The sequence below is a fragment of the Streptomyces corchorusii genome, assembly GCF_001514055.1.
In the GTDB taxonomy this organism is placed as follows: Bacteria; Actinomycetota; Actinomycetes; order Streptomycetales; family Streptomycetaceae; genus Streptomyces; species Streptomyces olivaceoviridis.
Map to the genome: position 1 here is coordinate 10,112 of NZ_KQ948378.1, position 15,470 is coordinate 25,581.

General features: G+C 69.1%; 12 protein-coding genes and 3 pseudogenes. 8 read left to right on the forward strand and 7 right to left on the reverse strand.

Annotated elements, in window-relative coordinates; all coding sequences use genetic code 11:
• Window positions 1–317: 317 nt before the first annotated feature.
• From AQJ11_RS42085 to AQJ11_RS51930, 3 genes are all read right to left on the reverse strand, one after another.
• A complete protein-coding gene (locus AQJ11_RS42085; protein WP_059266978.1) occupies window positions 318–701 on the reverse strand; it encodes a VOC family protein in 384 nt (127 codons plus the stop codon).
• A gap of 696 nt (window positions 702–1,397) precedes the next feature.
• Window positions 1,398–1,961: a transposase gene (locus tag AQJ11_RS53010; protein ID WP_425265031.1), complete on the reverse strand. Its 564-nt coding sequence runs from the start codon at window positions 1,959–1,961 to the stop codon at window positions 1,398–1,400.
• A 319-nt stretch (window positions 1,962–2,280) separates the two neighbouring features.
• Window positions 2,281–3,150 carry a hypothetical protein gene (locus tag AQJ11_RS51930; protein ID WP_244218638.1) on the reverse strand — a complete coding sequence of 290 codons (870 nt, stop codon included), beginning with the start codon at window positions 3,148–3,150 and terminating at the stop codon, window positions 2,281–2,283.
• A 334-nt stretch (window positions 3,151–3,484) separates the two neighbouring features.
• Here AQJ11_RS51930 and AQJ11_RS47695 point away from each other — a divergent pair.
• Window positions 3,485–3,791, forward strand: a pseudogene (locus tag AQJ11_RS47695) (transposase); the annotation flags it as partial.
• A gap of 2 nt (window positions 3,792–3,793) precedes the next feature.
• Here the strand turns inward: AQJ11_RS47695 and AQJ11_RS42095 are convergent.
• A pseudogene (locus tag AQJ11_RS42095) lies at window positions 3,794–4,965 on the reverse strand (IS110 family RNA-guided transposase); the annotation flags it as partial.
• A gap of 437 nt (window positions 4,966–5,402) precedes the next feature.
• Between AQJ11_RS42095 and AQJ11_RS50620 the strand changes: the two are divergent.
• The 5 genes and pseudogenes from AQJ11_RS50620 to AQJ11_RS42115 form a co-directional block, all read left to right on the forward strand.
• Window positions 5,403–5,787: pseudogene (locus AQJ11_RS50620) on the forward strand (transposase); the annotation flags it as partial.
• Between the two features lie 602 nt (window positions 5,788–6,389).
• Window positions 6,390–6,617, forward strand: coding sequence for a helix-turn-helix domain-containing protein (locus AQJ11_RS51935; protein WP_398781457.1), 228 nt, complete (start codon window positions 6,390–6,392; stop codon window positions 6,615–6,617).
• Between the two features lie 1,218 nt (window positions 6,618–7,835).
• Window positions 7,836–8,936, forward strand: a complete 1,101-nt coding sequence (locus AQJ11_RS42105) for a bifunctional DNA primase/polymerase (RefSeq protein ID WP_341846320.1) — start codon at window positions 7,836–7,838, stop codon at window positions 8,934–8,936.
• A complete protein-coding gene (locus AQJ11_RS42110; RefSeq protein WP_014669012.1) occupies window positions 8,933–10,483 on the forward strand; it encodes a DNA primase family protein in 1,551 nt (516 codons plus the stop codon). The genes AQJ11_RS42105 and AQJ11_RS42110 overlap by 4 nt, the downstream gene beginning before the upstream one ends.
• Window positions 10,484–10,685: 202 nt before the next feature.
• The gene (locus AQJ11_RS42115) at window positions 10,686–11,069 is read left to right on the forward strand and encodes a DUF6009 family protein (protein WP_014669013.1); all 384 of its coding nucleotides are present in this window, start codon (window positions 10,686–10,688) and stop codon (window positions 11,067–11,069) included.
• Between the two features lie 384 nt (window positions 11,070–11,453).
• Here the strand turns inward: AQJ11_RS42115 and AQJ11_RS42120 are convergent, their stop codons facing one another.
• Complete coding sequence (locus AQJ11_RS42120) at window positions 11,454–12,185, reverse strand: aggregation-promoting factor C-terminal-like domain-containing protein (protein WP_244218639.1); 732 nt, start codon at window positions 12,183–12,185, stop codon at window positions 11,454–11,456.
• A 276-nt stretch (window positions 12,186–12,461) separates the two neighbouring features.
• On the opposite strand from AQJ11_RS42120, the gene AQJ11_RS42125 reads away from it, so the two are divergent.
• Window positions 12,462–13,460 (forward strand): SAM-dependent methyltransferase, encoded by a 999-nt coding sequence (locus AQJ11_RS42125; protein ID WP_059266981.1) that lies wholly within the window; start codon window positions 12,462–12,464, stop codon window positions 13,458–13,460.
• Here the strand turns inward: AQJ11_RS42125 and AQJ11_RS42130 are convergent, their stop codons facing one another.
• Entirely contained in the window at window positions 13,461–13,931 is a 471-nt protein-coding gene (locus AQJ11_RS42130; RefSeq protein ID WP_041664777.1) for an SsgA family sporulation/cell division regulator, read from the reverse strand.
• Window positions 13,932–14,253: 322 nt separating this feature from the next.
• On the opposite strand from AQJ11_RS42130, the gene AQJ11_RS42135 reads away from it, so the two are divergent.
• Window positions 14,254–15,066, forward strand: coding sequence for an alpha/beta hydrolase (locus tag AQJ11_RS42135; protein ID WP_059266982.1), 813 nt, complete (start codon window positions 14,254–14,256; stop codon window positions 15,064–15,066).
• A 67-nt stretch (window positions 15,067–15,133) separates the two neighbouring features.
• Here AQJ11_RS42135 and AQJ11_RS47705 read toward each other — a convergent pair.
• On the reverse strand, window positions 15,134–15,470 hold a 337-nt coding region (locus tag AQJ11_RS47705), incomplete at its 5' end, for a helix-turn-helix domain-containing protein (protein ID WP_167360907.1).

Below are 15,470 nucleotides of genomic sequence, written 5' to 3' on the forward strand. Positions count from 1 at the left end.
GTCAACCGCCTCAAGCAGTGGCGAGGCATCGCCACCGGCTACGAGAAGACCGCGGCCATCTACCTCGCCGGACTCCACCACATCGCGGGCATCTACCTCTGGTCCGCCCGCTGATCCAAACGAGACCGCCTAGCCCACATGGAGCGAGGACCCACGTGACGGCCTGCGACATGCGTCGTCGTCACTGTGACGTTGGCTCTTAGGTCTGGGCAGATGGCAGCGACGTATGGAACTAGGGCTCCAACCGCCGCTCCGACTGTGAGTGACGTCTGCTGTCGGAGCTATTACGGCGTAATAGCTCCGACAGCAGACGCGCTTCAGTCATTCATTACGGCTCGGTCGGACTCGCTGCGAAGCACGCAGAACTCGTTGCCTTCGAGGTCGGCCAGCACTGCCCAGCCGGAGCCGTCCGGATTCCGGCGGTCAGCAACAAGGGTGGCACCGAGCCCCAGCAGCCGTTCCACCTCCTGCTCACGCGAGGTCTCAGGGCGCAAGCACAGATGGATCCGGTTCTTGGTTCTCTTAGGCTCGGGCACCTGGTTGAAGTACAGCGCTGGCCCCTCGGCCAGCGGCACCTGAGTCTCCCGGTCACCCGGTTTGGCCTCCGGGTGCAGCGGACGGCCAGTCACCCTGCTCCAAAACTCGGCCAGCTCATAGGCATCCGCACAGTCAATCGCCACGTTCTGTACCACCGAAACCATGCGCGCCAGCCTGGCTGACTTCCACGCCAGACGCCACCAAGTTGCAGTCAGGGTCTTGGACAGGCTGCACCCCGCATCGTGGGCGGGTTCCGCCAAGGGTGACCCCAGGGCCATCGCCCGCCCCCATCTGCTCGGGCTACTGCCCGGCGCGGAACGTAAGACTCCTGGCGGCCGGTCGAACAGGCCGGACACGCCCGGCCCATACCGAGGCAGCGCCTGCTGCGCATCGCCCACTGGAGCACGCCGTGCCTCGGCAGGCATGCAATGTGAGGTCGTGGGTTATTCCAGGGCGACGGCTTGGCGCCGACTGCGCGGTAGACCGAGCACACGTGAGAGCCCTAGCAGTGTTTCGTTAGGTTCTGGGTCTGGTCCTGGTAGAGAGTCAGGCCGGCATCTGGGCCTTTAGGTCGAGCCGCCGCAGGGTGAGGAGGGCCTGGGTGGCGGTGACGAGGGTGGCGTAGGGGCAGGCAGGTTGGCCGTCCAGTAGCCAGTCGGCCCGTCGGCTTCTTCGGGCTGCTCGACCAGAGGAGTCCGCAGCGGCAGCACACCGTCCCGCCGACTGCGTCCGCTTGCTTGTTCCTGGGCCGTGCGGCTGGCTTCCTCGCTCGACGGCCGCACCTGAACCACAGCGAAACGCGCGGTCATCGTGCCTATGCTGCCCTGCCGACACGTGACGTCCTCGACACGGCGGCCTCTTCAACCAAGCGTGGCAGCGGCCGGGGCGCCTGGCGATAGCGAGGCAGCGTCGGCGTTCCCAGGCCGCCATATGAGGGCTGATACGGCTCGGCGTCGGCAGACCGCACGATCTTCTTCGGGTCGACGGCCACGACATAGGAGCAGCCTCGTTCCTCCAGGCGCGAGCCGTAGGGAGACGCTGCGGCCATAGCCGGCATCCGCCACGATCGCCGGCACCGCCAGGTCCTGCGCGGCCAGACGGTCCAGCAACCCCAGAGCCACACAGGTCTTGGAAGCATGCCCGACCTCGTCAGGGATCCCGGCCCGCCGACGCCTGTGGTGATCAGCGGCCCATTCCTCGTGCCGGATCACCTCGCACAAACGCTCGGCGATCCGCCGCCGCACCGGCAGCGGATCCCACGGCGACTGGTTCACGAACTGCGGCAGAGCCTGCATGTTCCCGTTCGGCAGTCGCTTGGCCATCGGCTGGACCGACTTCCGCCGGCCGTCCAACATCAGTCCCCGCAGATAACACGCGCCCAACCGACGCTGATCCCGCCGCGGCAACGACCCGAACACAGGCAACGAACTCGGAGACCTCGACTGGAGCCGGGCATCCGCACCCGCGCTGCGGGGGGCGGCGCACCCGGGTCCGGTCTCAGCTAAGTGCGTTGGGTGGTCGAGCGTGTTGCAGCGGTCCGGGACGGTCGGACCTGCCGCTGCCGTTTCCTCCGGCTACATCTGCTTGCCGCGCACGACCTCGACTAGCGGCGGTTCGTGGGGGCGTAGTCGGAGCGTTGAGGGTCTCTGGGCTATTACGGCGTAATAGCCCAGAGACCCTCGTGCCTTCCGACCGCACTCCGCATCACGCCATCTGCCGACCTCGCCCTGAACGAAGCGACAGTCACGCGCCACACGCCATGGCGTCGGGAGAGTCGGGGGAGTCGGGCTCATGACTAGCCCCCGGTCCCTGTTGCAGTTCCACAGCAGCGGCCAAGGCCAGCCGGGCCTCCTCGGTCAACGCCGGTGAACGGCCCGTACGTTTCTCCAGTTTGAGCAGAGCCCGCAGGGCTGCGTCGAGATAGCGGTTCAGGCTCAGCATTTGCAGCGGAGTCTGGCAATGGGGGAGTACCGCCTCGATCTCCTCCAGCCAGTAGTCTGCGTCCTCATCGCACTGCAAGGACTCGCGCTGCTCCAGCAGACGGGTTGCCACTGGCACCAACAGCTCATGCCGCCGCTGCGCCGCCTCCTGGGCGCAACGCTCGGTAGCCTGCTCCAAGGCAATCCGTCGCTCGGCACTGAGGACTGCCTCGGGTGTCCGACGTACGGGGTGTGCTTGAGGCGTCTCATCGATGAGCTGGACGGCCTTCAGTCGCTTCGCCTTGTTATAGGCAGCGTTGGGTGCGCCGACAGCCAAGGCGGGAGCCAACTCGATCCACTGAGCTCCCGCTCGGCGGGCGTCGTCCACTGCTCGCACCTGGTGGATCTCGGTCTGCTCACGGAGGTACTCCCACAGCTGCACGCGCTTCAGCGCCGCCGCACGCTGCACTTCAGGTGGTTGGCTGCGCAGCGCCTGCACGTGCTTCTCGGCATACACGAGCGCACCGAACAGTTCGTCATCAGCAGGCATGCGCTCCACGTCTGGGTCTTCCGCGTCCTCGTGGATCTTGCGCAGTTCACCGACGACGGCCGGAGCATCTAGGGAACCGATCCGCATCGGGGCCTTGACCAGCGGTCTTGTAGGACGGATCGCACTTCGCGCGCGCTTCTTCATGCTGACATCCTGCCCCGCCGAACGCCGTTTCACAGACTGTGAATCATCTTTTGGGCGGACTCTCGGTGCGGAGGGAGTCATGAGGGCGGAGCTATTACGGCGTAATAGCTCTGGCGGTTCGCCCACACCAGGAGACGCGGAGAGGACAGACATTACGAACGCGGGAGCCCCGGCCTCGGGTCCAGCATGGCTTTCCGGCTCGTGGTCGACCGGGGCTCTGTCACTGGTGGTTGCGGGGGGATGAGCTGGTCGGAGGAACTACTGGGAGCAGCCCGAATAAGTTGAGCTGCGGGTCTTCTGCTCGAAGGTCTTGGGCGGCAGGCTGCTGCCTCGGGTGCGTGTTGATCTTGTTCCTGACGATCTGTGGGAGCGGGTAGCTCCGCTGCTGCCACCCGCTCCCGAGCGGCGCCGCCGCTATCCGGGACGGTTGCGTGTTCCGGACCGGACGGCACTTGCCGGCGTCCTGTACGTGCTGCGGACGGGCGGGCGTCGCCTGGGGTGACGTCCCTGCGGAGACGGTCGGTTGCTCCGGGGTGACCGCCTGGCGGCGGCTGCGGGAGTGGACCGAGGCCGGAGTCTGGCCCCGCCTGCATGCCCCCCTGCTCAGCGAGCTCCGCCAAGCCGCCTGCTCAATCGGTGGTGACAGGAGCGGTGCGAAGGCATGCTGTTCGTCAAACTGCTGGCGGTCTTGAGGCAGTGGTGGAGCTGGCCAAGGAAGCGGTTCAGCAAGTGCCGTTGTGCGGCGGCATGCCAGTCTCCGTGCTCGCGTCGGCGCCGGTAGTGCGCGTTCGCACCCGGTGAGGCGGTGAAGGCGGCGAAGGCCCAGAGGAAGCCGACGTTGATGAGGCGGTTGTTCTTGACGAAGCGGCGGCCGACGAAGCGCTTCTTGCCGGAGACTTGGGTGATGGGGGCGGATCCGGCGTACGACTTCAGCGCCCGGGCATCGGCGAACCGTGCCCGGTCGTCGCCCAGCTCGGCGAGCACACGGGCGCCCAGCATGGGCCCCAGGCCTGGGAAGCTGAGCAGGATCTCGCTGTCGGCGTGCTGGTGAAAAGCGCGGCTGTGGCCGCTCCGCGAGATCGTCCGCGGCCTGGCAGGTGGCGTCCAGCTGCTTGAGCAGGGCCAGGAGCTGGTGGTTGAAAGCGTCCTCGACGCTGGGGAGCTGGTGGGCGTACTCGACGCGGAAGACGGCCCGCAGCCGCTCGGCCTCTGCGTCGCAGCCGCGGAGGCGGCCACTGCGTTTGAGGGCAGCCCGCAGCTGGGCGAGGGGGAGCTTCGCGGCCTTGGCCGGGGTCGGGGCCAGAGTGAGGCTGACGCGGGCGTCAGCCCTGATCAGACCGCCTTGCTTGCCCTGGAAGGCCAGCAGAGCAGCGGCGTGGTACTCGCGCAGGCGCGAGCGGACCTGATTGGCGATCTGCTGCCGGGTCCAGACGGCGTCCTGCTGTGCTCGGGCCAGGACGGTGATGGCCTGGGCGAGTTCGGAGTCGGCCGGCAGGGGCCGGTGGGCGTGCATGTCGGTGCGCAGGATGTTTGCCAGGACCAAGGCATCGCCCGGGTCGGACTTCTTTCAACTGACGCCGTGACGGTCCCGGTAGCGGGCAGCGGCGAGCGGATTGATCGCGAAGACCTGACGACGGTCAGTGCGCAGGCTCGCGACCAGGAGGCCGTGGCTGGTCTCGATGGCCACCGGTATCGGAGCGTCTGGGCTGTCACCGTGCTCGGCAAGGAGGTGCAGAAGCTGGTGGTAGCCGGTCGCGTCGCCCAGTCGATGCCGCAGAACACGGTCAAGCTGTCCTCCCAGTTCCATCCATGCAAGGCACAAGCACATGCAGGTCACGCGGCGCCCGAATCCAAGGACTCGTTGGTCCGCCATCTCAGTAGCCGTCCGCGACACCAGCGCACTCCAGGGGCTCGATCTTTCCGCAGAGCTCGCGGGCTCGCGGATGAACAAGAGGTCGACCCCGGAGCGGCTCGCGCCGTGACGATTAACGTCCGAGTAGTCCCCGCGGGCTTCGCGGTGAACACGGAGGCGGCGGGCTGCGCCGCTCTTGACAGAGGCCTCATGGGCCTGGAGAAACGGAGGCATCAGCCCGGCGCCCGCGTCATCACCGCGAGCCCCGCAACCGGACAGCGATGCCGCTCTTTGAGGAGGCCTTGACGGCCAGGGAGGATCCAGGCATTCGCTGTCCCGTGCGAGCAGCTATCCGGGCCGTTGCGTGGTCGCGGATCGTCTGCTTACGCACTGGATTAGGGGGGATCACGTCGGCCCCTCGCCCGTTGAACGCGCTCGCCCCGGCTCCAGGCACCATCTGATCGTCGATCGCCACGGAACCCCGCTCGCCGTCACCCAGCTCCTGCCACTGCTGGACGCGATCCCATCGATGCGGGGTCTGCGGGGACGCCCCGCCACAAGCCCCGGCGGGGTTACGCCGACCGGGGCTACGACTTCGACAAGTACCGCCGCCTGCTGTGGAACGCGGCATCAAACCCCTGATCGCCCGAGACGGCGTGGCCCTCGGCTCCGGACTGGGCAAGGTCCGTTGGGTGGTCGAGCGAGCCTCCGCCTGGTTACACCAGTTCGAACGACTCCGCATCCGCTACGAGCGCTGCGCGGATCTCCATCAGGGATTGCTCTAACCGGCCGGCAGCCATGACGGTCCGCAGTATCAATCCACGCGCCTGCGGCAAGCAGAACCTCGACGGCCGCTGGAGCCTGCGCCCGCGCCGCAGAGATGCAGCGTCGTCCAGCCTGCGGTATCGGCTTCCCCAGGAGTGGCACCCTCGGCCAAAAGCACCTTCAAGGCATTCGCGTCTCCGTCGGCAGCCGCGTAGTGCACCGGCGTCACTTCGGTCTGGAAGAAGGGGTTCGACAAGTGCCACCCAGTACCGAAAGCACCTCCGCGAGCGGGGCGCAGTGGCCAACGCCTGGACGACGTAGGGGAGGCCGCCGCGCTTGGCGGCAGTTGCGGAGGATCTTCCAGTGCTTCACTCGGGCGAGGGGTGTTCGACCTCAGCTACGGCATCCGGACGAGCTCAAGCGAGCGGCGGGCCAAGCCATCGGATTACCCTGCACGCAGTGGGCGACGCGACCCGCGTAAGGCCGCGTGAGCCAGCGCATGGTGAGGTTTGTGGGACAGTAGACCGCCACCAGCAGCACCCACTCAGCCCTCACACGCCAACAGACTTGTCTCGCGACGGCTGAAGCGGGCCGTGGGCGCCGGTGCGAAGCATCGATTGATGTGTTCACCGACCGGCTCCTGGCTACGCTCGTCCATCTCCGCCACGGGGTCACTCACGCCGTACCGGCCTGCTGGGACGACGTGAACCGCTCCACCATCACCCGTGCCATCGGCGAGCTGCGGCTCCTGCTCGCGGAGCGCGCCTGCACGTCAGTCCCGGTGGGCGCTTGCGGACCCTCGCCGGCGCCGGCTACCAGGGCCTGGGCGTGCAGACTGACGGGCACGTGACCACGCCACCGCACCGCAGGTTCAAGAAGGACGCTCCGGAGTGGGACGAGGAGATGTACGAGCGACAGCGCAAGCGCACGCCTCGCGGCGCATCCGTGTCGAGCGCGGCATCGAACACTGATCCCGCCGAAAAGACTCGATGGCACTCCGCCTACCGTGCACAAGCTCGTTAGGCTCTTCCCGGGGGAGCCCACGCGCACGGCCCAGGGCCGAGAGGCCGAAGGCATGAGTGGCCGCGCCGCACCGACGAGGGAGTGCAACCTCCGGCGGCCCCCAAGGGAACACCCGCGACACGCACCCTACGGGGCAGCAAATCCGCCCTTCCGGTAAAAACCTGTTAAAAGGGGCCAAGTGTCTTCGCCTGGGCCGGGGGGCATGGGGATGCCTAAGAGGGGTGGCCCGCGCAGGGGCCTGGAGAAACGTTGCGCCTCCCATGGAAGTAACGGCAAGCAGGGACCGGAGAGATTCAGTCCCTGCCTCACAGTCGGCCGGGCGGTGCCCCTCGTCGGGCAGGGCACTTCGTCGCGGGCAAGGGACCCAGGAGGCGGAGGGGCTGAACGGTCCGCAGGGACCGGCAGGGCGCGGCAGGGCCCACAGGGCCTGACCGCAGGGGCGGAGGGACTGCGTTTGTTTCGGTCCCTGGGCTTTCGTCCCTCACGTTTGCGCAGGTCAGACGGTTAGCACAGGGCCTGGGAGGGACTGTAGGGACCGAAAAACGCAATTATGACGTAGACAAGAGATGTGTTCGTACGCGCGCGCGCATACAACACAAGTCTCAAGTACAGCTCATAATTGCGAGATTGAGTCCCTACAGTCCCTGCCCTGTCCGGGGTCAGGCCGCTGACCTGCGGTGATACCCCCCGCCCCCGCAGGGACTGCCGGATTTTCCAGCCCCTCGCCGTTGGTCCCTGGACCCTCTGGTCCCTCGTCCCTGCCCAGGGACCGGGGTCCCCGGCTCCCTCCCCCGAAACAGCGGGCGGAGTTCACCGTGCTGTTCAGTCCCTTCAGCCCCTAGGGTGGGAGTGGAACACCTCCTCAGGGACCCAAGGGACCCACGAAACTGATAGAACGGCACGCGGGTCAGACAGACACTCCCTTTTCGGTAGGCGGGCCTTACACTCGTTTGGCATCAGAGTCCCTTCGGTCCCTGGCGGGGGCAACGTCCCACGCCAGGTGTGTGAAGTGATCGGGCAGACAGAAGTGACGAGGACGATTCCCGTGCGCCGCGAAGACGAGAGCAGCCGTAGTGCAGCCGGAGTTGCGCACGGGTCGCCGCGAGCCGTCGCGCGGTGGTGTGCGGCCCAGGGCTGGCCGGTGCACCCCCTGACACCGGGACGCAAGACCCCTGTCGGGAACTGTTCCGACTGCTCGGGCCGCCGGCATGAACCGGCCTCGTGCCCCTGCCTGTCCGCAGGACGCCCGTGTCATGGCTTCCACGCCGCCACGACGGATCCCGGCTTGGTCGACCGCTGGTGGGCCGACACGCCCGCCGCGGGCGTCGGAGTCGCCTGCGGCCCCGCCGGCCTCGTCGTGATTGACATCGATGCCCACCAGGCCCCCGTGCCGGACCGGGGACGGCTCCTCCCCGGCATCCCCATCCCCGACCAGGTGCAGCTCGCCGGCCTGGCCTCAGGTTTCGACACGCTGGCTCTCCTGGCCGCCTATCGAGGTGAAACCTCCCCTGCCGAGGACGAGAACACATTGCGCGTACGTACTCCCTCAGGTGGTCTGCACGTCTGGTACCGCAATCCCGACACGTTGACGCGGTACAGGTGTTCGACCGGGTCCGGCCGTCATGCGGCGCTCGCCTGGCAGGTCGACGTACGGGCCGAGGGCGGCTACATCGTCGCCCCCGGCACCCGTACGCCGCAGGGTGTCTACCGCGCGGAGGGTACGGCCCGCCGTCCGGCCGTACTGCCGGAATGGCTCCAGCGGGAGTTGCGTCGTACGGGGCACGTGCTCGGACCCGAACGGCCTGGAGCCGGCACGGTTCCCGTCTCCGCTGTCCCGGTCCCGGTGGCGCGCAGACAGCGGCGAGCCGCCTCGGCGGAGCGGCTGATCGATCCTTTGATCGCCAGTGTCGCGGAGTGCGCCGCTGCCCCCGAGGGGACAGGGTTCACCGAGAAGCTCAACCGTGCCGCCTACACGGCCGGCGGGCTGGTCGGGGCGGGGCATCTCGACCACGCCACCATTCGTGACCGACTTGTCCGTGTCGCTTCCTACGCCCGGCCGTGGCAGCAGACCAGGAATGAAAAGATCGTCGACGACGCCCTTGCCGTAGGGTCCGTCCGCCCTCTTCACCTCAAAGGACGTCCATGAGCAGCAGCGCCGAAGGCTCACCGCGTTTCGATCCGCAGGCCGCCGCTCAGCAGATGCTTGACCTGGAGACGGTGGAAGTGGTGGCCGCGCCCGCCCGTCTGCCCGCGCAGGGCTTCGTGAACGCCCCTGTGGCCTCGTTCGGCAGCGGAGCCGCCTCCTCGGCTCCCTTGTTGCCTCCTTCCCTCTCGGACCGGGGCAACGCCCGCCTCTTCGTGCAGACACACCGCGATCAGTTCCGGCACGTGGAGGGACTGGGCTGGTTCGCCTGGGACGGCTACCGGTGGAAGCGCGGGGGAGGGGAGAAGGCCGCCCTGTGGGCCGCGGGGGAGATGGCGGAGGACATGCCGACCACCGACCCGCGAGGGGTCTTCAGCGACCGCGAACTCGCGAACCACAAGCGGCGTACGCTGTCCACCACCGGCCTGAAGGCCCTCCTCACCCAGGCGAAGGCCTCACCGGACATCTCCGTTGCCCCCGACAGGCTGGACGGGGACCCCTACGCCCTGTGCACCCCCGTCGGAGTGGTCGACCTGCACAGCGGGCACCTGCGCAAGCCCGATCCCACCCGGGACTTCCACTCCCGTGCCACCAGCGTCGCCCCGCAGGCCATGGAGACCCCTCGCTGGCACCGGTTCCTCGCCGACACCTTCGGTGAGGACGACGAGGGCCGGGAGATGATCGACTTCCTGCACCTGCTGCTCGGCTACTCCATCACCGGCGACGTGGGCGCGCAGGTGCTGCCCTTCCTGCACGGTGAGGGCAAGAACGGCAAGTCCGTGCTGCTCGACATCATGATCCAGATCCTCGGCGACTACGCGGACGCGGCTCCGCCGGGCTTCCTGATGGACCGTGGCGCGTTCTCGGAGCACTCCACCGAGCTGACCGAACTGCACGGGCGCCGCCTGGTGGTGTGCAGCGAGCTGAAGCCCAACGACAAGTTCGACGAGGCACGCGTCCGGCTCCTGACGGGCGGCGACAAGATCAAGGCCCGTCGTATGCGGCAGGACTACTTCTCGTTCACCCCCACGCACCACCTGTGGCTGCTGGGCAACCACCGCCCGGAGGTCTCCACGGGCGGCTTCGCGTTCTGGCGGCGCATCCGGCTGCTGCCCTTCACCCGGACGGTTCCGGCGCACCGCAGGATCGACAACCTCGCCTTCGAGCTGGTCCGCGACGAGGGGCCGGGAATCCTCCATTGGCTCATCGAGGGGGCCCAGCGCTACCTGCGCACCAGGGACCCGCTGGAGGGCCCTGACAGGGTGCGTATCGCCACGACGGCCTACGCCACCACCGAGGACCACATCGGCCGTTTCCTCGCCGAATGCTGCACGCGTGACGGCGAGGGCAAGGACCTGAGGGTGGAGCAGGGGCTGCTCTACTCGGAGTACAGCTCGTGGTGCAACGCCGGAGAGGGGATCCGGCCGGCGACGCCCCGGGCCTTCGCCAACCGCGTCCGCCAGGAGGTGGGCGTGGCCTCACCCACCGACATGATTAAGTCAAATGGCCGGAAATACTATCCTGGCATCGCCCTATTGGAGCACTCATGACGGCCTCCGTATGTCTGCTCTCTCCACCACGTGGCCTACACGGTCGTCGGAGTGCGCTCTACGATGGTATGCGGGCCCCGGATGCGGTGAGCCCCCGAGAAGCGGCCCGTCCCGAGGCGATGGGCGGACCGGAGCGACACGGACAGATGCCCGGCCATGTCCCATGGCCGGGGAGCACGCCGACGAAGGAGAGGCTGCAGCCATGAGTTCGCTGTTGACCGAGAGCGACCTCATCCACGAGGCCGAGGTGGTGTGGCTGGAGAACCTCGAACGGCTCGACTACGTCCGTCAGGCGCTGGACAAGACCAGGCGGCGCAACACCAAGCCGCCGTACGCGCGCGACGGGCGCATGGTCGGGTACGCGCTGCTGGACGAGGACGCCTCCCCGGACCCGGACAGCGGCCTGTACAAGCGCCGGGTGTTCTTCCTGCTGCCGCACGACCGTGACAGCCTGCCCGACGGCCTGTACCGCGAGGGAGCGCCGGGAGAAGCGGTCGACCCGCGCACGATCGCCCCGAAGAAGCCCGGAGCGAAGACCCCCAGGTCCCAGTCCGGTTCCGTGGCCATAGCGACGTCGACGCCCTGAGGCAGGGCTCCCCGACCGGCGCGGGCGGGGTTTTCCTCCGCTCCTGGGAACGAAGCGAAGGGTCTTGCGGAATCACGTGCGTCCGCCCGGGGAGGGCCGACGCGCGTGAGGTGCCGTACCGTCCGCAGCAGCCGGGAGCCGGGGTCGGCTCGTCCCGGGTGGCCGGCGGTCAGGTGCTTCTTCCAGGGCGGGCATCCGCACGTACTCCCGGAAGATGCCGGGTCCGCCCGAGTGGTCCACGGCACCGGGCCGCTGCCGTGGACGTGAGGGTGCTGGGCCACTCCGGCCGGCCCGTAGGTGTGCGTGCCGGGGGAGAGGGGGCCGGCCGGCAGCGGAACCCGGGGAGAGGAGCGGTCCGTGACCGCTCCGGGAGACCGACGGGCCTCAGTACCAGTGGTTGGCCTGCCAGAACGTCCAGGCCTGGCACGGGCTGCCGTAGGAGGTGTTCATGTAGTTGAGGCCCCACTTGATCTGGGTGGCCGGGTTGGTCTGCCAGTCGGCGCCCACGGAGGACATCTTGGAGCCGGGCAGGGCCTGGAAGAGACCGTAGGCACCGGAGGAGGCGTTCACCGCGCGGTAGTTCCAGCTGGACTCGTGGTCCACGATGTTGCTGAAGCACTGGAGCTGGCTGCCGCTCACCATCTGGCGTGCCATCGCCTGGATCTGCGCCACGGTGTAGCTGCTCTGCACCGGGAAGCTGGAGGAGTCGCGGACGTCGGTCCCGCGGCTGGCCGCGGTCTTCGCCTCGGCGCGCTCCTTCGCCTCCTTCGCCTCCTTGGCCGCCTTCTCAGCCGCCTCCTTGGCCGTCTTCTCGGCGAGCTCCTTCTTGGCGATCGCGGTCTCGGCGGCGGCCTTGCGGGCCGCTTCCTCGGCGTCCTTCTTGGCGCTGACGTCCGCGGCGATGGCCTGTGCGTCGGCCTGCTGCGTCAGGGACGCGGTCTGCACCTGTGCCTGCTGACCCGCGGGGATGTCGGCGAGGAGCGTGGTGTCGGCTGCCGTCGCCTCGGCGTCGTTGGTCTGGGCGGTGCTGCCCGAGGCGATGCCGACGACGCTTCCGACAGCGGTGACCGTGGTGGCCGCGGCCACCGCTAATCCCCGGACCGAGATCGTGCTCACGCGTGTTCCTTCCGGTTCGTCCGTGACGCCGAGCCCGGGCAGGCACGGGTCCCGCCTGGCGCATGCGGCAGCGAAGCACTCTGCCGTGCTTGGGCACGCGGCGCAACGGTTGGTGAAGAAGGTGTGGAAGTTCACATCGCGCACTGACCGCCGGGGCTCGGCGGAAATGGAGCGGAAAACACCTGGGTCTGGCAGTATGTGTTTCTGTCTGCCGCAACATGTGTGCGTACCGGCATGAGGACATGTGCCGCAACACAGTGCTCCCCGGAGGCTTCCGTGTCCACTCCGCCTGAACTCGTCGGCCCCGCCGTGGGCGGTGCCCTGCCGTTCGGCGAGGACCCGGTGGCCACCCTGGAGGCGGCCGTGTGGGTCATGGCCGCCGTCGTGAGCACCCAGCGGCAGGCGCTGTCGGAGCCCCTGGAGGACGTGCTCGCGGCGGATGCGGAGCGTACGGCGGTGCTGGAGAGCGTCGGCCTGGTCCGCAGGGACGCCGACGGTTTCGCCGTGCACCCCTCGCTCGTCCAGGCGGACGCCCTGACCGCACGCAGCGCGGTGGAGGCGAAGCTCAGCTCGCTGCGCCAAGCCGTCTCCGCCGCCGCCTCGGACGCGGAGGCAGCCGGACTCGGGTGGGGCGCCCAGGGCGACGAGGTGCTCCTCAGCCAGGGGCGGGCCTCCGCCGCGACCGGCCGTGCGCTCGCCGGGAAGGTCGTGCCGGCGTTGCCCGGGTGTGCCGAGCGGCTTCGGGTGCAGGGCAGCCGCGTCCTCGACGTGGGCACCGGCGTCGGTGCGCTGGCCGTGGTGCTGGCCGCGAGCTTCCCCGAGGTCCGGGTCGAGGGGATCGACGTCCTGGAGCGGGCGCTGGACCTGGCGGGAGCGGAGCTTTCCGCAGCGGATCCGGCCGTGACCGCTCGGGTCTTCCTGCGCCGGGAGAACGCGGCGGAGTTGTCGGAGGAGGAGCGTTACGAGCTGATCTGGCTGCCCGCGCCGTTCCTCTCGGAGGAGGCACTGCGGGCCGCTCTCCCGCGCCTGGCCGCGGCCCTTCTGCCGGGCGCGTGGCTGGTGGCGGGGACCAACCCCGCCGCCGACGACGCGCTGCGCCGCTCGGTCGGCCGGTGGACCGCGACGCGTGGCGGCGGCAACTCCTTCGACACGGCCCGCATGAGTGAGGAACTCGTCGCCCTCGGGCTGGAGGAGACGAGGACCTTTCCCACGGTTCCGGGCGGCCCCGTCCTCGTCGCCGCCCGACGCCCCGCGGGCCCTAAGCGCCCCGCGTGATCAGTCGGATGCCGCCCTCCGGCCGTCGAGCAGGCCCGCGGCGGTCACGTCCCAGTCCATTTCGGCCAGCTCGTGACCGGCGGGAACGAGCTGGTAGGTGTGTTCCAGCCACTCCGCGAGCGGTGGCACGGGCAGTTCGAACAGCGCCGCCATGTCACCGGAGGCGAGCTGGAGCCGAGCTGTGGCCCGCTCCTCCAGGTTCGTCGGCCAGACCTGGACGTCACCGAAGCCGCTCATCGAGTACATCCCCTGCTGGAGGAGGTCGCGGCCGATCCGCCACAGGACACGCGGACCGCCTGCGATGAGGAACTCCACGCACACGATCAGGGGACGCTCCGGGTCGTAGCTGAACTCGGCCCTGATCGCCTGCCGGGCGGAGACGTCCAGCACACGTTCGATGTCCAAGGTCAGCCGAGGACGACCGTGCGGTGCCGTTCGGCTGGCCTGTACACCTGGCTGGTAGCCGCTCATGACGGGTAGATCCTTCCCTGTTGCGGAAGCTGGCCCGACCCACTCTCGTACGCCCCGGGTCGCCGTACATAAGTAACTTGACCGTCGAACACCCGCTGCCGTGACGGTGAACGCCGTGACGGCCGTCCGCCAGGCGGACCGCTGTCCGCCTCCAGGAGTCCTGCCCGGGGACCGGCCGGACCACGGGGCCGGTCGGGGCCCGCGTGCCATGGGCGCCAACATTAAGTCATTCGACTGTCGCCCTTGATCCGCGCCTGAACGATGCTGAAACAGTCGCCGGTGTACCGGTGCCGGATGGTCGTCATGCTCGGAGGAGCCAGCCGTGGAACGTACTCCCGTCGTCTTCATCCATGGCGCGTGGCTGCACGCGCTTTCCTGGGAGTCGTGGGCGGAGCGCTTCGCCAGCCGGGGGTTCCTCGCGCTCGCGCCCGGATGGCCGGGGGAGGCCGCGGCCCCACCGGACCTGCGCAAGTCCCCGGAACTGCTCGGCCGGATCGGTCTGGACGCGCTGACCGACCACTACGCCGAGATCGTGCGGTCCTTCGAGACCGCGCCGGTGATCGTCGGACACTCGGTCGGCGGGCTCATCGCGCAGCACCTCATCACCGCCGATGTCGGCCGCGCCGCGGTGGCCATCGCCCCCGCCCCGATCAACGGCGTACCGCTGCGCGAGTCCGAGTCCCCTGCCGGACTGCCGTCCTGCGCCGAGGGCGATCCCGCCGAGCAACTGGTGTCCCTGTCGCCGGAGCAGTTCCACCGCGTCTTCGCCAACACGGTGGAGGCGGAGGAGTCCGACCGGCTCTTCGACCGCTACGCGGTGCCGGCACCGCGCCGCCTGCTCGTCGACGTCGGTTGCACGGGCGCGCCCCGCAGCCCGCGCGCCGTGGCGGACGTGGCCAACCCGGAGCGCGGCCCGCTGCTGCTGATCTCCGGACAGGAGGACAGACTCGTCCCGGACGCGGCCACCCGCGCGGTGTACAAGCAGTACGGCGACACCACCGCCGTGACCGACCTGAAGCAGTTCGCGGACCGGGCCCACTCGCTGGTCATCGACAGCGGATGGCGCTTCGTCGCCGACTACGTGCTCGGCTGGCTGGACGGGCACGGCATCCGCGCCCATCCCCCTGAGGGCTGACCGCGCCGCGGCCGACGGGCGAGAACCGCCGTACCGCGCCGGCGGACCGCACGGTCACATGCCGCCCTCACACGTCCTGGCCGCCGGGCAGCTTGCCCAGGGCGTCGCGCAGGGCGGCGCGGGAGGTGATGCCGAGTTTGGGGAAGACCCGGTAGAGGTGGGAGCTGACCGTGCGCGGTGACAGGTGCATCCGCGCGCCGATCTCCTTGTTGGTCAGGCCGCCGGCGGCGAGATCGGCGATCCGGCGTTCCTGCCAGGTCAGCGTCGCGAGGTGCGCCGAGGAGGCGACGGTGGCCGCACCGGTGGCGCGTAGCTCGGCCCGTGCCCGTTCGGCCCAGGTGGGCGCGCCGAGCCGTTCGAACGTCTCCGCGGCCAGGGTCAGCGACAGGCGCGCCGCCTTCCTT

Coding starts and splice junctions, on each gene's coding strand:
- AQJ11_RS42115 (WP_014669013.1), top strand. CDS start 10,686: ATGAGTTCGCTGTTGACCGAGAGCGACCTCATCCACGAGGCCGAGGTG.
- AQJ11_RS42085 (WP_059266978.1), bottom strand. CDS start 701: ATGGTTTCGGTGGTACAGAACGTGGCGATTGACTGTGCGGATGCCTAT.
- AQJ11_RS42110 (WP_014669012.1), top strand. CDS start 8,933: ATGAGCAGCAGCGCCGAAGGCTCACCGCGTTTCGATCCGCAGGCCGCC.
- AQJ11_RS42130 (WP_041664777.1), bottom strand. CDS start 13,931: ATGAGCGGCTACCAGCCAGGTGTACAGGCCAGCCGAACGGCACCGCAC.
- AQJ11_RS51930 (WP_244218638.1), bottom strand. CDS start 3,150: ATGAAGAAGCGCGCGCGAAGTGCGATCCGTCCTACAAGACCGCTGGTC.